Genomic DNA, 17,428 nt, shown 5'->3' with positions numbered 1-17,428 from the left:
CCAGAAAGCTGATATGGCGCCGCCGCTTCTCAATCTCGACGGGATAAAGCTGACCTTTGGCGGCACGCCGTTGCTCGACGGTGCCGCCCTGACGGCCTCGGCTGGCGACAAGATCGCCCTGGTCGGCCGCAACGGCTCTGGTAAGTCGACGCTCCTCAAGATCGCCGCCGGGCTGATCGAACCGCAGGATGGCGAAGTCTTCCGCCAGCCCTCGGCAACCGTGCGCTACTTGCCGCAAATGCCCGACATGGACGGTTTTGCGACCGTCCGCGCCTATGTCGAGGCGGGGCTCGGGCCCGCCGACGATCCCTACCGCGCCACCTATCTGATGGAGCATCTCGGCCTGACCGGCGAGGAACGGCCGAACGACCTTTCCGGCGGCGAGGCGCGGCGCGCCGCCCTCGCCCGCGTCATGGCGCCGGAGCCCGACATTCTCCTCCTCGATGAGCCGACCAATCATCTTGACCTTTCGGTCATCGAATGGCTGGAGGAGGAGCTTGCCCGCACCTCCTCGGCACTGGTCGTCATCTCGCATGACCGCCGTTTTCTCGAGCGCGTGTCACGCGCCACAATCTGGCTCGACCGCGGCCAGACCCGCCGTCTCGACAAGGGCTTTGGCTATTTCGAGGAATGGCGCGACACGGTGCTGGAGGAGGAAGAGCGCGAGCAGCACAAGCTCGGTCGCCAGATCGTGCGCGAGGAGCACTGGCTGCGCTATGGCGTGACAGCGCGGCGCAAGCGCAACATGCGCCGGCTCGGTGAGTTGCAGACCATGCGCCAGCGCTTTCGTGGTCATCGCGGCGCCGAGGGTGCGGCGACGATGACAGCCAGCGACGCCGCCGAATCCGGCAAGCTGGTGATCGAAGCCAAGAACATCGAGAAGAGCTTTGGCGATCTGACCGTGGTCAAGGGATTCTCGACCCGCATCCAGCGCGGCGATCGCGTCGGTCTGGTCGGGCCGAACGGCGCCGGCAAGACGACGCTGTTGAAGATGCTGACCGGCGAATTGAAGCCGGACGCGGGCACGGTGCGGCTCGGCACAAATCTGGAGATCGCCACGCTCGACCAGAAGCGCGAAGCCGTCGACCCACAGGAGACATTGGCGCAGTATCTCACCGACGGGCGCGGCGAGAACCTCGTCATCAATGGCGAGCAGCGCCACGTCGTCTCTTACATGAAAGACTTCCTGTTCAAGCCGGAACAGGCGCGCACGCCGGTGCGCGAGCTTTCAGGCGGCGAGCGGGCACGGCTGATCCTCGCCCGCGTTTTGGCGCGGCCGGCAAACCTGCTTGTGCTCGACGAGCCGACCAACGATCTTGACATGGAGACGCTGGAGCTGCTGCAGGAACTGGTCGCCGGCTTTGCCGGCACGGTGATCCTGGTCAGCCACGATCGCGATTTCCTCGACCGCACCGTGACCAGCATTATCGCGCCGGATGGTGACGGCCGCTGGATCGAATATGCCGGCGGCTATTCCGACATGCTGGCGCAGCGCGGCGGCACCAGGCTGGACGACCGCAGGGCGCGGCCAAAAGCAGAAGCCGGTGAAGCGACGGCGGCAAGCAGGAACGAAGCGGCCGCACCGAAGGGCCCGGCCAAGAAACTGTCGTTCAAGCAGAAATTCGCGCTGGAATCGCTGCCCAAGAAGATCGAGGCGGTGTCGGCCTCGATCTCGCGGCTGGAGAACAACATCGCCGATCCGGCCTATTACGAGCGTGACCCGGCCTCGTTCCAGAAGACGATTGCCGCGCTCGACAAGGAGCGCGTCACACTGGCAGCGCTCGAGGAGGAATGGCTGGAACTGGAAATGCTGCGCGAGGAGATGGAGGGGTAATTCGCGAGTTCAAGCACCTTGTCATTGCGACTAGAGAGGAATGCGCATATGTTATGCGCATACTGTGGAGGTGATCATGCGCAAAATTGCTGTGAATGCGGTTCGCCAGCCGGCAAATCTGTCGATCGACTCAAAGCTCATGAAGGAAGCCAAGGGGCTCGATGTGAATGTCTCGCGCGCCGCTGAAGCCGGCATCGCCGAGGCCGTGGCCGCCGAAAAGACGCGGCTGTGGAAGCTTGAGAACCGCGCGACGATAGATGCGTGGAACGAATATGTCGAAAAACACGGTATTCCGCTGGCAGAACATCGGCAATTCTGATGGCGCGCCACGACGTCTTCGCGGGTAGCATCGAAGGCGGCTATCTCCTCGACGTCCAGGCCGATCTGCTAGACCATTTCAAGACCCGGGTGGTCGTCCCGCTTCTGCCGGCTGCGATGGCGCCATCACCAATGCGAAAGCTCCACCCGATTTTCGAGATCAATGGTCGGAAATTGGTCATGGCCACCCATTTGATCGCCACGGTTGCGGCGACGGAACTGGGCGAGAGCCGACTGAATCTGACGAGGCATCACGACGAGATCGTGGCCGCGCTCGATATGCTGTTCCAGGGCTTCTGAACTGCTGGAGCTTCGGGGTGGCGGACCGTCTTCACCCCGCCGTCTTAGTCTGCCAGGCCTTCAGCGCCTCGTCGAACACCTTCTCGCCTGGAATGCCCTTTTCCATGGTGAGCAGCGCCCGCCGCCCGGTCTTGTAGACGACCGGCACGTCGATCCAGTCCTGACCTCTGAGTAAGGTCAGATTGGCGTCTTCATCCGCCTTGGTATCGTTGAGCGCAACCAGGAAGAAACCGTCGGCGATCTTGGCCGGGATGCCGATCAGCGGGCTTCCGGCATCCTGCTCGGAGCCCTTCATGGCGACACGCAGGATGTTGTCGACGCCGCCGCCCTCGAAGCCGTCAGGCGTCAGGAAGATCATCTCGATAATATGGCTGGCCGGCAGCGTCTGGTCGGTGTTGCGACGGATCGTCATGCGCAACTGGATATCCTTGCCTGGAATGGTCGCCTCGGCGCGGATCGCCGGCTCGGGCGGCAGGTCGCCGCCGGGCGATTCCTGCACCAGCGACCAGACGATATTGCCGGGCTCGGCCGAGCCTTGAGCGGTGCTGGTGCGCTCCTCGTAGAAGATCGCCTTCTGGCCGACGGCCAACGTGGCTTGCGGCGGAACTGCCGTTGGTGCCGCCGCCGGTGCTGGCGGCGGGGCGGCCGCTGCAGGCGCTGCTGCCCCGTTGGCGGGCGGCGTTGCGGGAGTTGGTGCAGCGGACCCATCGACTGCTGGAGCATTGGCCGTGGCTTGCGTGTCGGCGGGTGCGGCCGGAGCCGGCGCGGCCGGTGCCGGGGTGGTCGGCGCTTGTGCGGCCGATGGCGGCGTGGTCAGTGCGGCGACGGATTCGCCTTCGCCGATGCCCGCCTGCCCGGCCGCGGGGCCGGGATCGACTTCGTGGCCCTCGGGCGTCAGGCGCTGCGTGAACTTCGCGCCCTCGCCGGCATCCGTCGGAGGCGCGGCGGCCGGTACGGCCGCATCGGCCACCGGCTTGGCCGGGGCTGGTTTTACCAGCGGTTCGGTGGCGACGGCTGTGGTCGAGTCGAGGCCGAGCATGCTGCCGAACGCATCCTTGTTCAGCCAGATGCCATAGCCACCTCCGGCAATGACGAGCAAGGCAATGGCGGCGGCGATCACACCGCCATAGCTGCGCCTGCGCTCGGCAGGATAGAGCCGCTGGAACCTATCCTCCGCGGGGCCGCCGTCGTTGGAAAAGTCGTCGCCCGGAAAAACGCCGTCTTGGCCGTCAGCCGTCGGAAGATCCATATCGGACGGCGGCGGACCAGCGCGCTCCTGAGAAAGAGCGACGGGCTGCGGCTTTTGCCAGTTCGGCGCCGCCTTGGCGGCCGTGGGCTGCCAGGCCGGCCCGGTCTTTGCCGGCTGCCATGCCGGCTCCGTCTTTGCTGGCTGTCGGATATGGCTGGACTGGTTCTTGTTGCGGTCGATGGAGGAGAAGATGTCCTCCAGTTCCGCCAGCGGGTCGGGTGGCGGCGCAGGCTTGGCATAGTCCCGCTCGACTTTGGCGATGGCGTCTTCCAGTGCACGCATCTGCCGGTCGACATCGGAAGGCGTCATCGTGGCCTTCTCTGCGAGTTGTTTCGCGATTGACGAACGGGCCCTGTCATAGACCCTGGCGCGCACTTCCGCCGACGGCTCACCGAGTTTATCGAGCGCCTTTTTCAGAATAGGAACAAAATCTACCATACGTCAGTCGACCTGCATTTGTTTCTGGGCCGGCCCCCGCAAATCAGCCGCAATGCCCGGAAAGGCTGAGAAACTAGTCTTGAAACGGATCGGTCACAAGTATCGTGTCGTCCCGTTCAGGGCTGGTGGAAAGGAGTGCGACCGGCGCGCCGATCAGCTCCTCGATGTAGCGGACGTACTTCACCGCCTGGGCCGGCAGGTCGTTCCAGCTGCGCGCACCGGCGGTGGTGCCTTTCCACCCCTCCAGCGTCTCGTAGACCGGTTCGACGCGGGCCTGCGCACCCTGGCTGGCCGGCAGGTAATCGATCGCCTCGCCGTCGAGTCGGTAGCCGGTACAGACCTTGATCTCGTCCAGCCCATCGAGCACATCGAGCTTGGTCAGCGCAATGCCCTTGATGCCGTTGACGGCGACGGCCTGGCGGACCAGCACGGCATCGAACCAGCCGCAGCGGCGCTTGCGGCCGGTGACGACGCCGAATTCATGGCCGCGCGTGCCCAGGAACTCGCCGATCTCGTTCTTCTGTTCGGTTGGAAACGGGCCTTCGCCGACGCGCGTCGTATAGGCCTTGGTGATGCCGAGTACATAACCGATGGCGCCCGGCCCGACACCCGACCCGGCGGCGGCCTGGCCGGCAACCGTATTGGACGAGGTGACGAACGGATAGGTGCCGTGGTCGATGTCAAGCAACGTCCCTTGCGCGCCCTCGAACAGGATGCGCTCGCCGGCGCGGCGCTTGTCGTCGAGGATTTTCCAGACGCGGTCCATATAGGGCAGGATCTCGTCGGCCACCGAGATCAGCTCGCTCATGATCGCCTCGTGCGTGACCTCGGCATGGCCGAGCCCGCGCCGCAGCGCATTGTGGTGCGTCAGCAGCCTGTCAACCTTCAAGGGCAGCGTTTCCAAATCCGCCAAATCCATCACCCTGACCGCGCGCCGGCCCACCTTGTCTTCATAGGCGGGACCGATGCCGCGACGGGTCGTGCCGATCTTCGTTCCGGAATTGGAAGCGGCGTCCTCGCGAAATCCGTCCAGCTCCCGGTGCAAGGACAGGATAAGCGCGGTGTTTTCGGCTATTTTCAGGCGGTCTGGCGTCACCTCGACGCCCTGCGCCTTCAATTTCGCAACCTCCGCGACGAAAGCGTGCGGATCGAAGACGACGCCATTGCCGATGATGGACAGCTTGCCTTGCCGCACCACGCCGGACGGCAGCAGCGACAGCTTGTAGACCTTGCCGTCGACGACCAGCGTGTGGCCGGCATTGTGGCCGCCCTGGAAGCGCACGACAACATCGGCGCGCTCCGACAGCCAGTCTACGATCTTGCCTTTGCCCTCATCGCCCCATTGCGAGCCGACGACCACCACATTGGCCATATTTCTTTTCCCTTGAGACGCCGCACGAGCAGCTTGAAACAGTTCGAAACGACAGGCCTCTATCGCATCGGCCCCCAAAATCGGAATCGATTTTCGGAAAGCACGACGCGAGGATTAAAGCCTTCCGACGCGTACTTTGTAGCGTCCAATTGCATGCACGTCGTTCTATAGCGTCAAGACCCGGCGAGCGCGACCACTCTTTGCCGCCCAAAACGCTCCGAGGCACAACAATTTTCGCCTTTGACATCATTTACTTGGGCTGGCGGTCGCAATAGGCCCACACCGACCGTCAAATTCCCTCTGCCTGGCCGGGAGTTCACGATGCATCGAGCCGCCTATCTGTTCCTGCTGTTCACCACCTTGCTGTGGGGCGGCAACTCCGTGGCGGGAAAGCTGGCGGTCGGTCATATCTCGCCGATGACGCTGGTCTTCCTGCGTTGGCTGCTGGCGGTTCTGATTCTGCTGCCGATCGGCTGGGGAACGCTACGCCAAGACTGGCCGGTGGTGCGCAGGCATTGGTTGCTGCTTGGCGGGCTCGGCGCTTGCGGCTTCGCCTTCTTCAACACGATCTTCTACACGGCGCTCAACTACACGACGGCGATCAACGTCTCGATCGAGCAGGCGGCGATACCGATCGTGATCATCATCGCCAATTTCCTGCTGTTTCGCCTGCGGGTGAACCGGGTGCAGATCGCTGGCGTCGTGCTGACCATCATTGGCGTCGCGGTGACGGCGAGCCATGGCGACCTGCGCCAGCTTCTCAAGCTGGATCTCAACTTTGGCGACGCGATCATGCTGGTCGCCGTGCTTTGCTACTCCTTCTATTCGGTGGGGTTGCGGCTGAAGCCGATAATCCGCTGGCAGAGCCTGATGCTGGCGCTGTCGGTTGCCGCACTCGTCACATCGCTGCCTTTCTTCCTGTGGGAGATTGCCGCCGGCAAAGTCATCGTCCCCGATGCCCGCGGCTGGGCGGTCGCGTTCTATACCGCCATCGGTGCTTCGGTCATCTCGCAAATCTTCTACATCAGGGGCAACGAGCTGATCGGCGCCAACCGCGCCGGCCTGTTCATCAATCTGGTGCCGATCTTCGGTACGCTGCTATCGGTGCTGATTGTCGGCGAGACATTCCAGCTCTATCAGGCGCTGGCTCTCGCGCTGGTGCTCGGTGGCATCAGCCTCGCCGAATACAGCGGACGGAAGATGGCGGCATCCGCTGCTGAATGAAGTAGCTTGCCGCGACGTTCCACCGCCCCGTGCTGCTGTACACGGGGCGACCGAATTTCAGGCTATCCCCACGTCGAAATGCAGCCGCTTGGCGGAGTCGATCGACTTGTGCGAGCGCACCTGAGCCAACACGTTTTCCGGGAATGGCGCATCGAGATAGAGCAATGCGATGGCATCGCCGCCCGGCCGGTTGCGGCCGAGCTGGAAGTTGGCGATGTTGACGCCGTTCTCGCCGCACACCGTGCCGAGCAGACCGATGATGCCGGGCGCGTCGGCATTGGTCGTGTAGAGCATGTGCTGGCCGACCTCGGCGTCGAGATTGATGCCCTTGATCTGGATGAAGCGCGGCTTGCCGTCCGAAAAACACGTGCCGGCGATCGAGCGCGTCCTGTGCTCGGTCTTGACCGTCAGCTTGATATAGCCGTCGAACACGCCCGACTTGTCGCGCTTGACCTCGGCGACGATGATGCCGCGCTCCTTCACCATGATCGGCGCCGACACCATGTTGACGTCGGCGACCTGCGGCCGGATCAGCCCGGCAAGAGTGGCGCTGATCAGCGCCCGCGTGTTCATCGTCGCGGTCGAGCCGTCGAACAGGATCTCGACCTCCTTGATCGGATCCTCGGTGACCTGGCCAACAAAGGCGCCGAGCACTTCAGCGAGCTTGACGAAAGGTTTCAGCCGCGGCGCTTCCTCGGCGGTGATCGATGGCATGTTGATGGCATTGGAAACGGCGCCCTTGATCAGATAGTCCGACATCTGCTCGGCGACCTGCAGCGCGACATTCTCCTGCGCCTCCATCGTCGAGGCCCCCAGATGCGGCGTTGCCACCACATTCTCCATGCCGAACAGTGCGTTGTTCTCCGCCGGTTCGACCTCGAACACATCAATGCCGGCGCCGGCCACCTTGCCGCTCTTCAAGGCCGCGATCAGGTCGGCCTCGACGATCAGCCCGCCACGGGCGCAGTTGATGATACGCACGCCGGTCTTCATCTTGGCGATCGCCGCGGCGTCGATGATGTTGCGCGTCTTGTCCGTCAGCGGCGTGTGCAGCGTGATGAAATCGGCGCGGGCGAACAGCTCGTCGAGCTCGACCTTTTCGACGCCGAGCTCCTCGGCGCGGCTGTCCGACAGGAATGGATCGAAGGCGATGACATGCATCTTCAGGCCGACGCCGCGCGTAGCGACGATCGAACCGATATTGCCGCAGCCGATGATGCCCAGCGTCTTGCCGGTGATCTCGACACCCATGAAGCGGTTCTTTTCCCATTTGCCGGCATGCGTCGAGGCGTTGGCCTCCGGTATCTGGCGGGCCAGCGCGAAGATCATGGCGACGGCATGCTCGGCGGTGGTGATCGAATTGCCGAAGGGCGTGTTCATCACGATGATGCCCTTGCGGCTCGCCGCCGGTATGTCGACATTGTCGACGCCGATGCCGGCGCGGCCCACGACCTTCAGCCTGGTCGCAGCATTGATCAGCTTCTCCGTGACCTTTGTCGCCGAGCGGATGGCCAGCCCATCATACTGGCCGATCACTTCGAGCAGTTTTTCCTTGTCCTTGCCGAGATCCGGCAAATAGTCGACCTCGATGCCGCGATCCCTGAAGATCTGCACGGCGGTGGTGGAAAGTTTGTCTGAGACGAGAACGCGGGGCATTGGCTTGGTCCTTTGCGATTGGCGTCCCTCCCCCTTGAGGGGAGGGTCGGCGCGAAGCGCCGGGGTGGGGTCGTTGCGGCCGGATGCGGCCAAATCTTTTTCTTTCTGGATGGCGGATCGTTGAACGGGTGGAGGCGACCCCACCCGGCCCTTCGGGCCACCCTCCCCTCGAGGGGGAGGGAGTCAGGCCGCCGCTTTGAGCGACGCCTTTTGCGCCGCAAAGGCCCAGTCGAGCCAGGGCAGCAACGCTTCGAGATCGGAGGTCTCGACTGTCGCGCCGCACCAGATGCGCAGGCCGGGCGGTGCATCGCGGTAGGCACCAATGTCGTAGGCGACGCCTTCCTTGTCGAGCGCCGAGACAATTGCCTTGGCGAACGCAGCCTGTCCATCGGCGTCGAGTGCAGCGACTTGCCGGTCGGTGAAGGAAAGGCAGACCGACGTGTTCGAACGCGTCGCCGGGTCTACGGCAAGATGGCCGAGCCAGGAAGATTTTCTGACAAAGCGATCGAGAACAGCGGCATTGGCATCCGCTCTGGTGACCAGCGCGTCGAGGCCGCCGATCGACTTCGCCCAACGCAGCGCGTCGAGATAGTCCTCGACGCACAGCATCGACGGCGTGTTGATAGTCTCGCCCTTGAAGATGCCTTCGATCAGCTTGCCGCCCGAGGTGAGGCGGAAGATTTTCGGCAACGGCCAGGCCGGCTTGTAGCTTTCCAGGCGTTCGACGGCGCGCGGGCTGAGGATCAGCATTCCGTGCGCGCCCTCACCGCCCAGCACCTTCTGCCAGGAGAAGGTGACGACGTCGAGCTTCCTGAAATCGAGCTGTTGCGCAAAGGCCGCCGAAGTCGCGTCGCAGATGGTCAGGCCCTTGCGGGTGGCCGGGATGAAATCGCCGTTCGGCACGCGCACACCCGACGTCGTGCCGTTCCAGGTGAAGACCACGTCGCGGTCGAAGTCGATTTTGGTCAGGTCCGGCAGTGCGCCGTAGTCCGCCTCTAACCTGCGAACATCGGCGAGCCTCAGCTGCTTGACCACATCGGTGACCCAGCCGGAGCCGAAGCTCTCCCAGGCGACCATGTCGACGCCGCGTTCGCCGAGCAGCGACCACAGCGCCATTTCGACCGCGCCGGTATCCGAGGCCGGCACGATGCCGATGCGGTAATCCGCCGGAACCTGGAGGATTTCCCGGGTCAGCTCGATCGCTTGTTCGAGCTTGGTCTTGCCGATCTTGGCGCGGTGCGAGCGCCCGAGCGCGGCATTTTTGAGCGCCTCGACCGACCAGCCGGGGCGTTTTGCACAGGGACCTGAGGAAAAATTGGGATTTGCCGGACGGAATCCGGGCTTCGCATGCGTGGTCATCGTGGTCTATCCTTCCAGATAGTGGCCCCTCGTTGGGGAGGGGTGGCCCACGGATGGCGATATGCGTTCAGGCTTTCGGCGTCAAGGGGAAAGTTTTTGTCGCTGTCAGGATATTGCCGGGGGCGAAACGCAAACGGCGGGCCTGCGACCCGCCATTGTCAACGCCTCGGTTTCGATCGAGCCTACCAGAGATCGTAGCGTAGTCCGACTTTGACTTGATGATTGTTGATCCCTTTGCGGATCGGAAAAGAAGTCAGACTCTCGGCAGTCACATATTCGGCGTCTGGCGCGGAAAAATACTGATAGCCCAGATCGACCGAGACGTTCTTGGACACTTGGTACGCAAGCCCGGCATTCAGCGTGTAGGCGAAGGAGTACTGGGTCTTGTTGTCACGCCGGACGAAATCGTCGGTGGGGTCGGCGTTGTCGGTGAAGTAGCTCGCCGACAGGCGACGCTTGCTCTGCACGACACCGACACCGGCGCCGAGATAAGGTGTGATTCCGACATAGGTGCCAAGGTCGACATAGCCGTTGAGTATGCCTGAGAAGGCATAGTTCTTCAGGGTCGCCGATGCCACGGTCGTTCCGTCGTTATAGCCGACGTCGATCTTGTTGCCGGGAAGATAGCCGACATTGAGATCGGCGCGCAGATAGTCGTTGAAATGGTAGCCGAAGCCGATGCTGGCGAAGATGGGATCTTCCTTTTCGTCGAAGCTCGCGGGTGTAAAGGCGAAATGCTCATCCTTGAAGCTCTTCTGCACCAGATAGGAGACATCGCCGCGCAGATACCATCCCGAGCCAACCTCGACCGGTACATAGTCGGGCGCCTGGTCGACATAGACCGGCGGTTCGTAATCGGCGCCAAGCGCCGGCGTCAGCGGCACCAGGACGACTGCTGCAAGCGCCAGTGCTATAGGCGATTTGAATGTCATGGTCCTCGGCTCCCGAACTTGGCGCATTCGCGATCGCGCGCGCCGTTTCAGACAGCATTGTTAACCATAGTGGTTAAGTGCGGGTTAAGGATAACAAGGCGTTAGCAATTGATTTGATCCGTTTTCGCTCCTCGAGCCGGACGGTGTTACAGGGCAACGCAGCATCTTTAGGCAGCCAAACGAAACCGCCCGGCATCAGCCGGGCGGTCGACGAATTCCTCGATTTCGAAGCGACTACTTCGTGTAGACGGGCTCGGGTTCCGGGACGTAAGGCTCCGGCGGCGCACAGTCCGACCTGCCGAACTGGTAGCGCAGGCCGCCGCGCACTTCGTGAACGTTGATACCTTTGTCATAGCCGGGGCCGACATTGGGGAGGGAGGCATAGTCGAACATCTTACCGCCGTTGATGTGGCTGAAGCGGTAGCCGACATCTAGTTTGACGCGGTCAGTCAGGCAGTAGGATGCGCCCGCCATGGCAGCATAGGCAAACCGCCAGCCCTTGCCACCGGCATGATCAAATGAACCGTCGCTGTCCACGTTGTGCAGTTCATCCCACTTGACCCAGGCACCGCCGATGCCGGCGCCGACGTAAGGCGTGATCCCATGCCAGGTGCCGATATCGACATAGGCGTTGGCCAAGAGCAGCAGCGCCGAATAGGACGAGGTATCGACGGACGTGCAAGGCGTTTGCTGTGGGCCGCAGAAGCCGTTGGTCGAGCCGCGGAATTTGGACTTGCTCATCCAGTCCAGGGTGAGATCGGTGCGGAAATGCTCGTCGATCTGGTAACCAACACCGCCGCCGGCCGAGAAGGCGCCATCCAGCTTGCCTGTATCGAACTTGCCGGGATTCTGGGGTGCCACACCGTAGGTGATGTAGTCGCCACCACGAAACTTCGACCAGTGATAGTCGATGTCGCCGCGGATATACCAGCCGCCGAATTCGGCCGGCTGCTCATAGGCAACCGGTGGCGGTGCCTCCTCGACGACGGGCGGCTCGACGAAATCGGCGGCGAATGCCGGTCCGACGCCGGCAAACAGCGCGGCCAGAAGAGCCATTCTAGCTGTGTTGAACATGCTTATCACCCCTGAGAACCCTCGAACGGCGAACGCGCCCGAAATGTGATTGACCTCAGTTGTGGATAATGAATCGGAAAGGTTAAAAGGCGTTTAACCGTATTGATTAACCACGAATCTCTAAAAGTGGAGCAATCTGGCGGCCGTTGCTGCAGGCGGAGCTGGCCGCGACCCAATAAAAAAGCCCGCCGGCAAGGCGGGCTTTTGAACCGATGTTGGAGGGAGATCAGGCGGCGCTGCGCGTTTCCGAAATGACCTCGACGATGTCGTTGACCACGGACTCGACAAGCTGCGGGTCGTCGCCCTCCGCCATGACGCGGATGAGCGGCTCCGTGCCGGATGGCCGGATGACCAGGCGCCCGGCCTTGCCGAGGCGATTGCGCGCATCTTCGATCGCCGCCTTGACCGGCGCCTCCTCCAGCGGCTTGCCGCCGGAAATATGCACATTCTTCAAAAGCTGCGGCACCGGCTCGAATTTCTTCGACAGTTCGCTGACCGGTCGGTTATGCCGCTTGATGCAGGCGAGCACTTGGAGCGCCGAGACGAGGCCGTCGCCGGTGGTCGAGAAATCGGACAGCACGATGTGGCCCGACTGTTCGCCGCCGACATTGAGTCCATGGGCACGCATGTGCTCGACGACATAGCGGTCACCGACCTTGGTGCGATGCAACTGCAGGTTCATGTCGCCGAGGAAGCGTTCGAGGCCGAGATTGGACATCACCGTCGAGACGACGCCGCCGCCGGCCAGCCGTCCGCTCTGCTGCCAGGATTCGGCGATCAGCGCCATGATCTGGTCGCCATCGACGATCGCGCCGTTCTCGTCGACAATGACGACACGGTCGGCATCGCCGTCGAGCGCAATGCCGATATCGGCGCGCACCTCGTGCACCTTCTTTTGCAGGCCGGCCGGATGAGTCGAGCCGCATTCCTTGTTGATGTTGAAGCCGTTGGGCTCGACATTGATGGCAACGACCTCGGCGCCGAGTTCCCACAGCGCGTCGGGCGCCACCTTGTAGGCGGCGCCATTGGCGCAATCGACGACGATGCGCAGGCCCGACAGCGACATCGAGCGCGGCAGCGTGCGCTTGGCGAATTCGATATAGCGGTCATGCACGCCGTCGACGCGTTTGGCGCGGCCGAGCCCATCGGAATCGGCGAGCGCCAGTTCGATATCCTTGTCGAGCATCCCCTCGATACGCTCCTCGATCTCATCGGACAGCTTGTAGCCATCGGGGCCGAACAGCTTGATGCCGTTGTCGTAATAGGGGTTGTGCGAGGCAGAGATCATCACGCCGATATCGGCGCGCAGCGAGCGCACCAGCATGGCAACAGCCGGCGTCGGGATCGGGCCGAGCAGGAAGACATCCATGCCGGCGGCGCACAGGCCCGACACCATGGCGTTCTCGATCATGTAGCCGGAAAGCCTGGTATCCTTGCCGAGCACGACGCGGTGGCGGTGGCTGCCGCGCTGGAACGAGAGGCCGGCGGCCATGCCGACCCGCATGGCGACCTCCGCCGTCATTGGAAACTTGTTGGCGCGCCCACGAATGCCGTCCGTACCGAAATAATGTCCTGCCATGTTCGCCAGCTTCCCGATGGTTCTTTCCGAGCATCTCATGCCATAAAATGGCCCAAGCCCCGTCATCACATTGTATGATTATGGACGACCAATCCTTAGAAAATTGTTGTTTTGTGTGTTTTACGTCACGCTAGTGTGTTGATTTTCAAGTTCCGAGCCCTTGTTGCGGCAGCAGCATCAGAAACATCAACTCAAACCTCATCTGGATCCTTTGGGCTGTGGCAGTGTGGCCTTGAACCCGAATCCGCATCGTGCTGCTCCAGACAGCGGTGGGCTCAGGTCCGCCGCAGCCGCCGATTTGACTGGCTGTCATTCGACGCAGTGTCCTCGCTGGGAACCAGCCATAGGCGCGCGCTCCGTGCAATGCACCCGGACGAACTTGGCGGGGAGACGGTCCCGGCAACGAATTCATCACCTTAAAGAAAAGAATGCACTTCTAAATTTGTCTCTACGCTACTTAGCATCTGGCGCAACCAGCCGTTGAGCGCTATTGCTGCACTGGGACATATCATGAACCGCCGCAGGGAGAAAACGCATGCTCATCCACCGACTTGCCACTTTGACGGGTCTTGCCGTCGCGACCTTATTCCTGGCGGCGCCTGCCAGCGCGCTGACCATGGCCGAGTGCAGCACCAAGTATAACACGGCCAAGGACGCGGGAACGCTTGGCGGGCAGAACTGGAACCAGTTCCGCAAGGCCCAATGCGGCACCGATGCTTCCGCCGCTACAACCGAACCTGCGCCAGCCAAAGCCACGGCCAAGGCTGCCGACACGACCAAGGCAGCCGCCGCCGACGATGCGGCGCCGGGCCTGACGGCGAAGGAGTGCAGCACCAAATACCAGGCCGCCAAGGCTGCCGGCACGCTCAACGGCATGAAGTGGAACGATTTCCGCAAGACCCAGTGCGCCGCCGGCGCGACGGCAGCCGCACAACCCGCCGCCAAGACCAAAGCAGCGGCGGCCAGCAGCGATGACGCAGCGCCTGGGCTGACGGCCAAGGAATGCAGCACCAAATACCAGGCCGCCAAGGCTGCCGGCACGCTCAACGGCATGAAGTGGAACGACTTCCGCAAGAGTGAATGCGCCGCCGGCGCAAGTGCAGCCGCACAACCCGCCGCGGCACCTGCCAAGGCGACGACAGCCGCCGCGACCGATACCGGGAAAGGCGTCAGCATGGCGGATTGCAGCGCCAAATATCAGGCTGCCAAGGCCGGCAACACGCTGAACGGCATGAAGTGGAACGACTTCCGCAAGAGCCAATGCGGCGCCGGCGCAGCCGACGACGACACCCTGCCGGCTCCCGATGCCAAATACACCGGCGATCCGCAACCGCCGACCATCACCGCCCCCCAGGGCGTGAAATTCCCGACGGCGATCTCCAAGAAGTATGCAACCGAGACCCCGGCCAAGGGCCGCATGCACACCTGTCTCGACCTCTACTACGCCAACAAGGACGCCAACACGCTGGGCGGCCTCAGGTGGATCCAGAAAGGCGGCGGCTTCTACAGCCTCTGCAACGCCAAGCTGAAGAGCTGACCGGCGCCACCATCCGACGACATGAGCCCGCGAGCCGCAAGGTTCGCGGGCTTTTTTGTTGCTGCCGAACACTTGCGAGGAGCGCCATCCGCGCGCAAGCGGCGCCGCTGCCAATCTGCCCCTCGTGGGGGAGATGTCCGGCAGGACAGAGGGGCACTGTCCAGGGAACTGTCCCGCCGACATCGATGGTCGCCAGCACGCGCGACGCTCGGTCGAAAAGGAGCCTGAAATAAAAAACCCGCCTCGGCGGGCGGGTCGTCAGCGCCAATTGGCACCATACCTAAATTAGTAGCATAGCTGCCGGCACAAAGCAAGAACAAAACGTGGCACCGCCGACAAAAAATGCGAGCTTCATTCTCCGGCGCGCTTTGTCGATCTTCCCGAAATCGTCAACGAGGATGATAGAAGGCCCCATTCCCTTCGCGCTCCTCTCTGTCCTGCCGGACATGTCCCCGCGAGGCGGGAGATTGGCCGTCATCGTCACTTTCGCCAATTTCCTGCGATGCAGGAAGGGTCGCATTCCCCAAGAGAAAACGCCGCGGTTAGAGCCGCGGCGTTTCGAAGTCGATCTGTGCCGGGCCTGAGCCTAGCTTGACGGCTGAGGTTCCATGCCGCCTTCGGGCTCGGGGCCTTTCTTGCGGCGGCCGGACTTCGGCACGGCCGAGCCGCGGCTCGGCGGCGTGTCGTCGCCAAGGTCGCGCGCGGGCTTATTGCCGGCGATCAGCTGCTTGATCTCCTCGCCAGACAGCGTCTCGTATTCGAGCAGGCCCTGCGCCAGCGCGATCCATTCCTTCTTTTTCTTGGTCAGGATGGACCTTGCCGTCGAATAGGCCTCGTCGATCAGCCGGCGCACTTCGGCGTCGATGATCTGCGCCGTCTCTTCCGAGATGTTCTGCGTGCGCGCCACCGAATGGCCGAGGAACACCTCCTCCTGGTTGTCGCCATAGGCGACATGGCCGAGCTTGTCGGAGAAGCCCCAGCGCGTCACCATGGCACGCGCCAGCTTGGTCGCCTGCTCGATATCGGAGGAGGCGCCGGAGGTGATGTTCTCCTTGCCGAACTTGAACTCCTCGGCGACACGGCCGCCCATCATGATGGCGAGGCGCGAGATCATGTATTTGTAGCTCATCGAATAGCGGTCGCCTTCCGGCAGCTGCATGACCATGCCGAGTGCCCTGCCGCGCGGAATGATGGTCGCCTTGTGCAGCGGATCGGCCGACGGCACGTTGAGCGCCAGGATGGCATGACCGGCCTCGTGATAGGCGGTCAGCTCCTTCTCGGCCTGTGTCATCGCCGACGAGCGGCGCTCGGCGCCCATCATGATCTTGTCCTTGGCGTCCTCGAATTCGGCCATGGTGACGAGGCGCTTGTTGCGCCGCGCCGCCATCAGGGCGGATTCGTTGACCAGGTTCATCAGATCGGCGCCGGAAAAGCCCGGCGTGCCGCGCGCGATCACCTTGAGGTCGACATTGGGCGCCAGCGGCACGTTGCGCACATGCACTTTCAGGATCTTCTCGCGGCCGACGATGTCGGGGTTCGGCACCACCACCTGGCGGTCGAAGCGGCCCGGCCTCAGCAGCGCCGGATCGAGCACGTCTGGCCGGTTGGTGGCGGCGATCAGGATGATGCTTTCGTTGGATTCGAAGCCATCCATCTCGACCAGCAACTGGTTCAGCGTCTGCTCGCGTTCATCATTGCCGCCGCCGAGGCCGGCGCCGCGATGGCGGCCGACCGCGTCGATTTCGTCGATGAAGATGATGCAAGGCGCGTTCTTCTTGGCCTGGTCGAACATGTCGCGAACGCGGCTTGCGCCGACGCCGACGAACATCTCGACGAAGTCCGAGCCCGAAATGGTGAAGAACGGCACGTTGGCTTCACCCGCGACCGAGCGGGCGAGCAGCGTCTTGCCGGTTCCAGGAGGACCGACGAGCAGCACACCGCGCGGGATCTTGCCGCCGAGCCGCTGGAATTTCTGCGGGTCGCGCAGGAACTCGACGATCTCTTCCAGATCTTCCTTGGCTTCGTCGACGCCGGCGACGTCCTGGAAGGTGACGCGGCCATGTGCTTCGGTCAAAAGCTTGGCCTTCGACTTGCCGAAGCCCATGGCGCGGCCGGAACCGGACTGCATCTGGCGCATGAAGAATATCCAGACGCCGAGAATGAGGATCATCGGCAGCCAGGAGATCAGGGTGCCGAACAGCGAATTGGAGCCGTCGGATTCAGGACGCGCGTTGATGGTGACGTTCTTGTCCTGCAGCCGCGAAACCAGTGACGGGTCCCCAGGCGAATAGGTCTGGAAGCCGTTGGAACTGTCCGTGTAATTGCCGGAGATACGGGCGCCGGCGATGGTCACCGACTTGATCCGTCCCGCCGCGACTTCCTGCAGGAACTGCGAATAGGGAACATCGCTCGAGGCTCCACGCGTCTGCGGCGTCTGGAAAAGATTGAAGAGAGCGATGAGCAGGACCGCTATGATCGCCCAGAGCGCGAGGTTGCGATAATTCGGATTCATCAATTGTCCCGTTGGCGCCCGCTGGGCGGACACGCGTCGTGAGA

13 protein-coding genes are annotated in these 17,428 nt (G+C 62.8%); 5 read left to right on the top strand and 8 right to left on the bottom strand.

Translation table 11 applies throughout. From position 1 onward, the window contains the following. Positions 1-13: 13 nt before the first annotated feature. The 3 genes from NKH49_RS09340 (at position 14) to NKH49_RS09330 (ending at position 2,452) form a co-directional block, all read left to right on the top strand. A complete protein-coding gene (locus tag NKH49_RS09340; protein WP_352613413.1) occupies positions 14-1,834 on the top strand; it encodes an ABC-F family ATP-binding cassette domain-containing protein in 1,821 nt (606 codons plus the stop codon). Between the two features lie 76 nt (positions 1,835-1,910). After that, positions 1,911-2,153, top strand: a complete 243-nt coding sequence (locus tag NKH49_RS09335) for a type II toxin-antitoxin system CcdA family antitoxin (RefSeq protein WP_254816484.1) — start codon at positions 1,911-1,913, stop codon at positions 2,151-2,153. Then, positions 2,153-2,452, top strand: a complete 300-nt coding sequence (locus NKH49_RS09330; protein ID WP_352613411.1) for a CcdB family protein — start codon at positions 2,153-2,155, stop codon at positions 2,450-2,452. Before NKH49_RS09335 ends, NKH49_RS09330 begins: the two co-directional genes overlap by 1 nt. Before the next feature lie 31 nt (positions 2,453-2,483). Here NKH49_RS09330 and NKH49_RS09325 read toward each other — a convergent pair whose 3' ends face one another. Beyond that, complete coding sequence (locus tag NKH49_RS09325) at positions 2,484-4,139, bottom strand: hypothetical protein (protein ID WP_352613409.1); 1,656 nt, start codon at positions 4,137-4,139, stop codon at positions 2,484-2,486. A 73-nt stretch (positions 4,140-4,212) separates the two neighbouring features. Continuing rightward, positions 4,213-5,511, bottom strand: coding sequence for an adenylosuccinate synthase (locus NKH49_RS09320; RefSeq protein ID WP_023680654.1), 1,299 nt, complete (start codon positions 5,509-5,511; stop codon positions 4,213-4,215). 321 nt (positions 5,512-5,832) lie between these two features. On the opposite strand from NKH49_RS09320, the gene NKH49_RS09315 reads away from it, so the two are divergent. Continuing rightward, entirely contained in the window at positions 5,833-6,735 is a 903-nt protein-coding gene (locus NKH49_RS09315) for a DMT family transporter (RefSeq protein ID WP_352613407.1), read from the top strand. Positions 6,736-6,792: 57 nt separating this feature from the next. Here the strand turns inward: NKH49_RS09315 and serA are convergent, their stop codons facing one another. From serA to glmM, 5 genes are all read right to left on the bottom strand, one after another. Further along, the gene (gene serA, locus NKH49_RS09310) at positions 6,793-8,391 is read right to left on the bottom strand and encodes a phosphoglycerate dehydrogenase (RefSeq protein WP_352613405.1); all 1,599 of its coding nucleotides are present in this window, start codon (positions 8,389-8,391) and stop codon (positions 6,793-6,795) included. Positions 8,392-8,574: 183 nt separating this feature from the next. Further along, complete coding sequence (locus NKH49_RS09305) at positions 8,575-9,750, bottom strand: phosphoserine transaminase (protein WP_352613403.1); 1,176 nt, start codon at positions 9,748-9,750, stop codon at positions 8,575-8,577. Between the two features lie 182 nt (positions 9,751-9,932). Beyond that, a complete protein-coding gene (locus NKH49_RS09300; protein ID WP_352613401.1) occupies positions 9,933-10,682 on the bottom strand; it encodes an outer membrane protein in 750 nt (249 codons plus the stop codon). A 234-nt stretch (positions 10,683-10,916) separates the two neighbouring features. Then, on the bottom strand, positions 10,917-11,756 hold the full coding sequence (locus NKH49_RS09295) for an outer membrane protein (RefSeq protein ID WP_352613400.1): 840 nt from the start codon (positions 11,754-11,756) through the stop codon (positions 10,917-10,919). A 226-nt stretch (positions 11,757-11,982) separates the two neighbouring features. Beyond that, the gene (glmM, locus tag NKH49_RS09290) at positions 11,983-13,335 is read right to left on the bottom strand and encodes a phosphoglucosamine mutase (RefSeq protein WP_352471193.1); all 1,353 of its coding nucleotides are present in this window, start codon (positions 13,333-13,335) and stop codon (positions 11,983-11,985) included. A gap of 874 nt (positions 13,336-14,209) precedes the next feature. On the opposite strand from glmM, the gene NKH49_RS09285 reads away from it, so the two are divergent. Beyond that, positions 14,210-14,872, top strand: a complete 663-nt coding sequence (locus NKH49_RS09285) for a hypothetical protein (protein WP_502893708.1) — start codon at positions 14,210-14,212, stop codon at positions 14,870-14,872. 586 nt (positions 14,873-15,458) lie between these two features. Here the strand turns inward: NKH49_RS09285 and ftsH are convergent. Beyond that, positions 15,459-17,384 (bottom strand): ATP-dependent zinc metalloprotease FtsH, encoded by a 1,926-nt coding sequence (gene ftsH / locus NKH49_RS09280; RefSeq protein WP_023677989.1) that lies wholly within the window; start codon positions 17,382-17,384, stop codon positions 15,459-15,461. Positions 17,385-17,428: the final 44 nt, after the last annotated feature.

Origin of the sequence: Mesorhizobium sp. M1088, assembly GCF_040318575.1 — a bacterium.
Classification (GTDB): Bacteria; Pseudomonadota; Alphaproteobacteria; order Rhizobiales; family Rhizobiaceae; genus Mesorhizobium.
Note: the sequence above shows the minus strand (reverse complement) of the source record. Positions and strands in the feature narration are given on the sequence as shown.

What these genes read in the sequence shown, in the direction of transcription:
- ftsH (WP_023677989.1), bottom strand. Translation starts at nt 17,384, where the DNA reads ATGAATCCGAATTATCGCAACCTCGCGCTCTGGGCGATCATAGCGGTC.
- glmM (WP_352471193.1), bottom strand. Translation starts at nt 13,335, where the DNA reads ATGGCAGGACATTATTTCGGTACGGACGGCATTCGTGGGCGCGCCAAC.
- NKH49_RS09330 (WP_352613411.1), top strand. Translation starts at nt 2,153, where the DNA reads ATGGCGCGCCACGACGTCTTCGCGGGTAGCATCGAAGGCGGCTATCTC.
- NKH49_RS09335 (WP_254816484.1), top strand. Translation starts at nt 1,911, where the DNA reads ATGCGCAAAATTGCTGTGAATGCGGTTCGCCAGCCGGCAAATCTGTCG.
- NKH49_RS09300 (WP_352613401.1), bottom strand. Translation starts at nt 10,682, where the DNA reads ATGACATTCAAATCGCCTATAGCACTGGCGCTTGCAGCAGTCGTCCTG.
- NKH49_RS09295 (WP_352613400.1), bottom strand. Translation starts at nt 11,756, where the DNA reads ATGTTCAACACAGCTAGAATGGCTCTTCTGGCCGCGCTGTTTGCCGGC.
- NKH49_RS09320 (WP_023680654.1), bottom strand. Translation starts at nt 5,511, where the DNA reads ATGGCCAATGTGGTGGTCGTCGGCTCGCAATGGGGCGATGAGGGCAAA.
- NKH49_RS09285 (WP_502893708.1), top strand. Translation starts at nt 14,210, where the DNA reads ATGAAGTGGAACGATTTCCGCAAGACCCAGTGCGCCGCCGGCGCGACG.
- NKH49_RS09325 (WP_352613409.1), bottom strand. Translation starts at nt 4,139, where the DNA reads ATGGTAGATTTTGTTCCTATTCTGAAAAAGGCGCTCGATAAACTCGGT.
- NKH49_RS09315 (WP_352613407.1), top strand. Translation starts at nt 5,833, where the DNA reads ATGCATCGAGCCGCCTATCTGTTCCTGCTGTTCACCACCTTGCTGTGG.
- serA (WP_352613405.1), bottom strand. Translation starts at nt 8,391, where the DNA reads ATGCCCCGCGTTCTCGTCTCAGACAAACTTTCCACCACCGCCGTGCAG.
- NKH49_RS09340 (WP_352613413.1), top strand. Translation starts at nt 14, where the DNA reads ATGGCGCCGCCGCTTCTCAATCTCGACGGGATAAAGCTGACCTTTGGC.
- NKH49_RS09305 (WP_352613403.1), bottom strand. Translation starts at nt 9,750, where the DNA reads ATGACCACGCATGCGAAGCCCGGATTCCGTCCGGCAAATCCCAATTTT.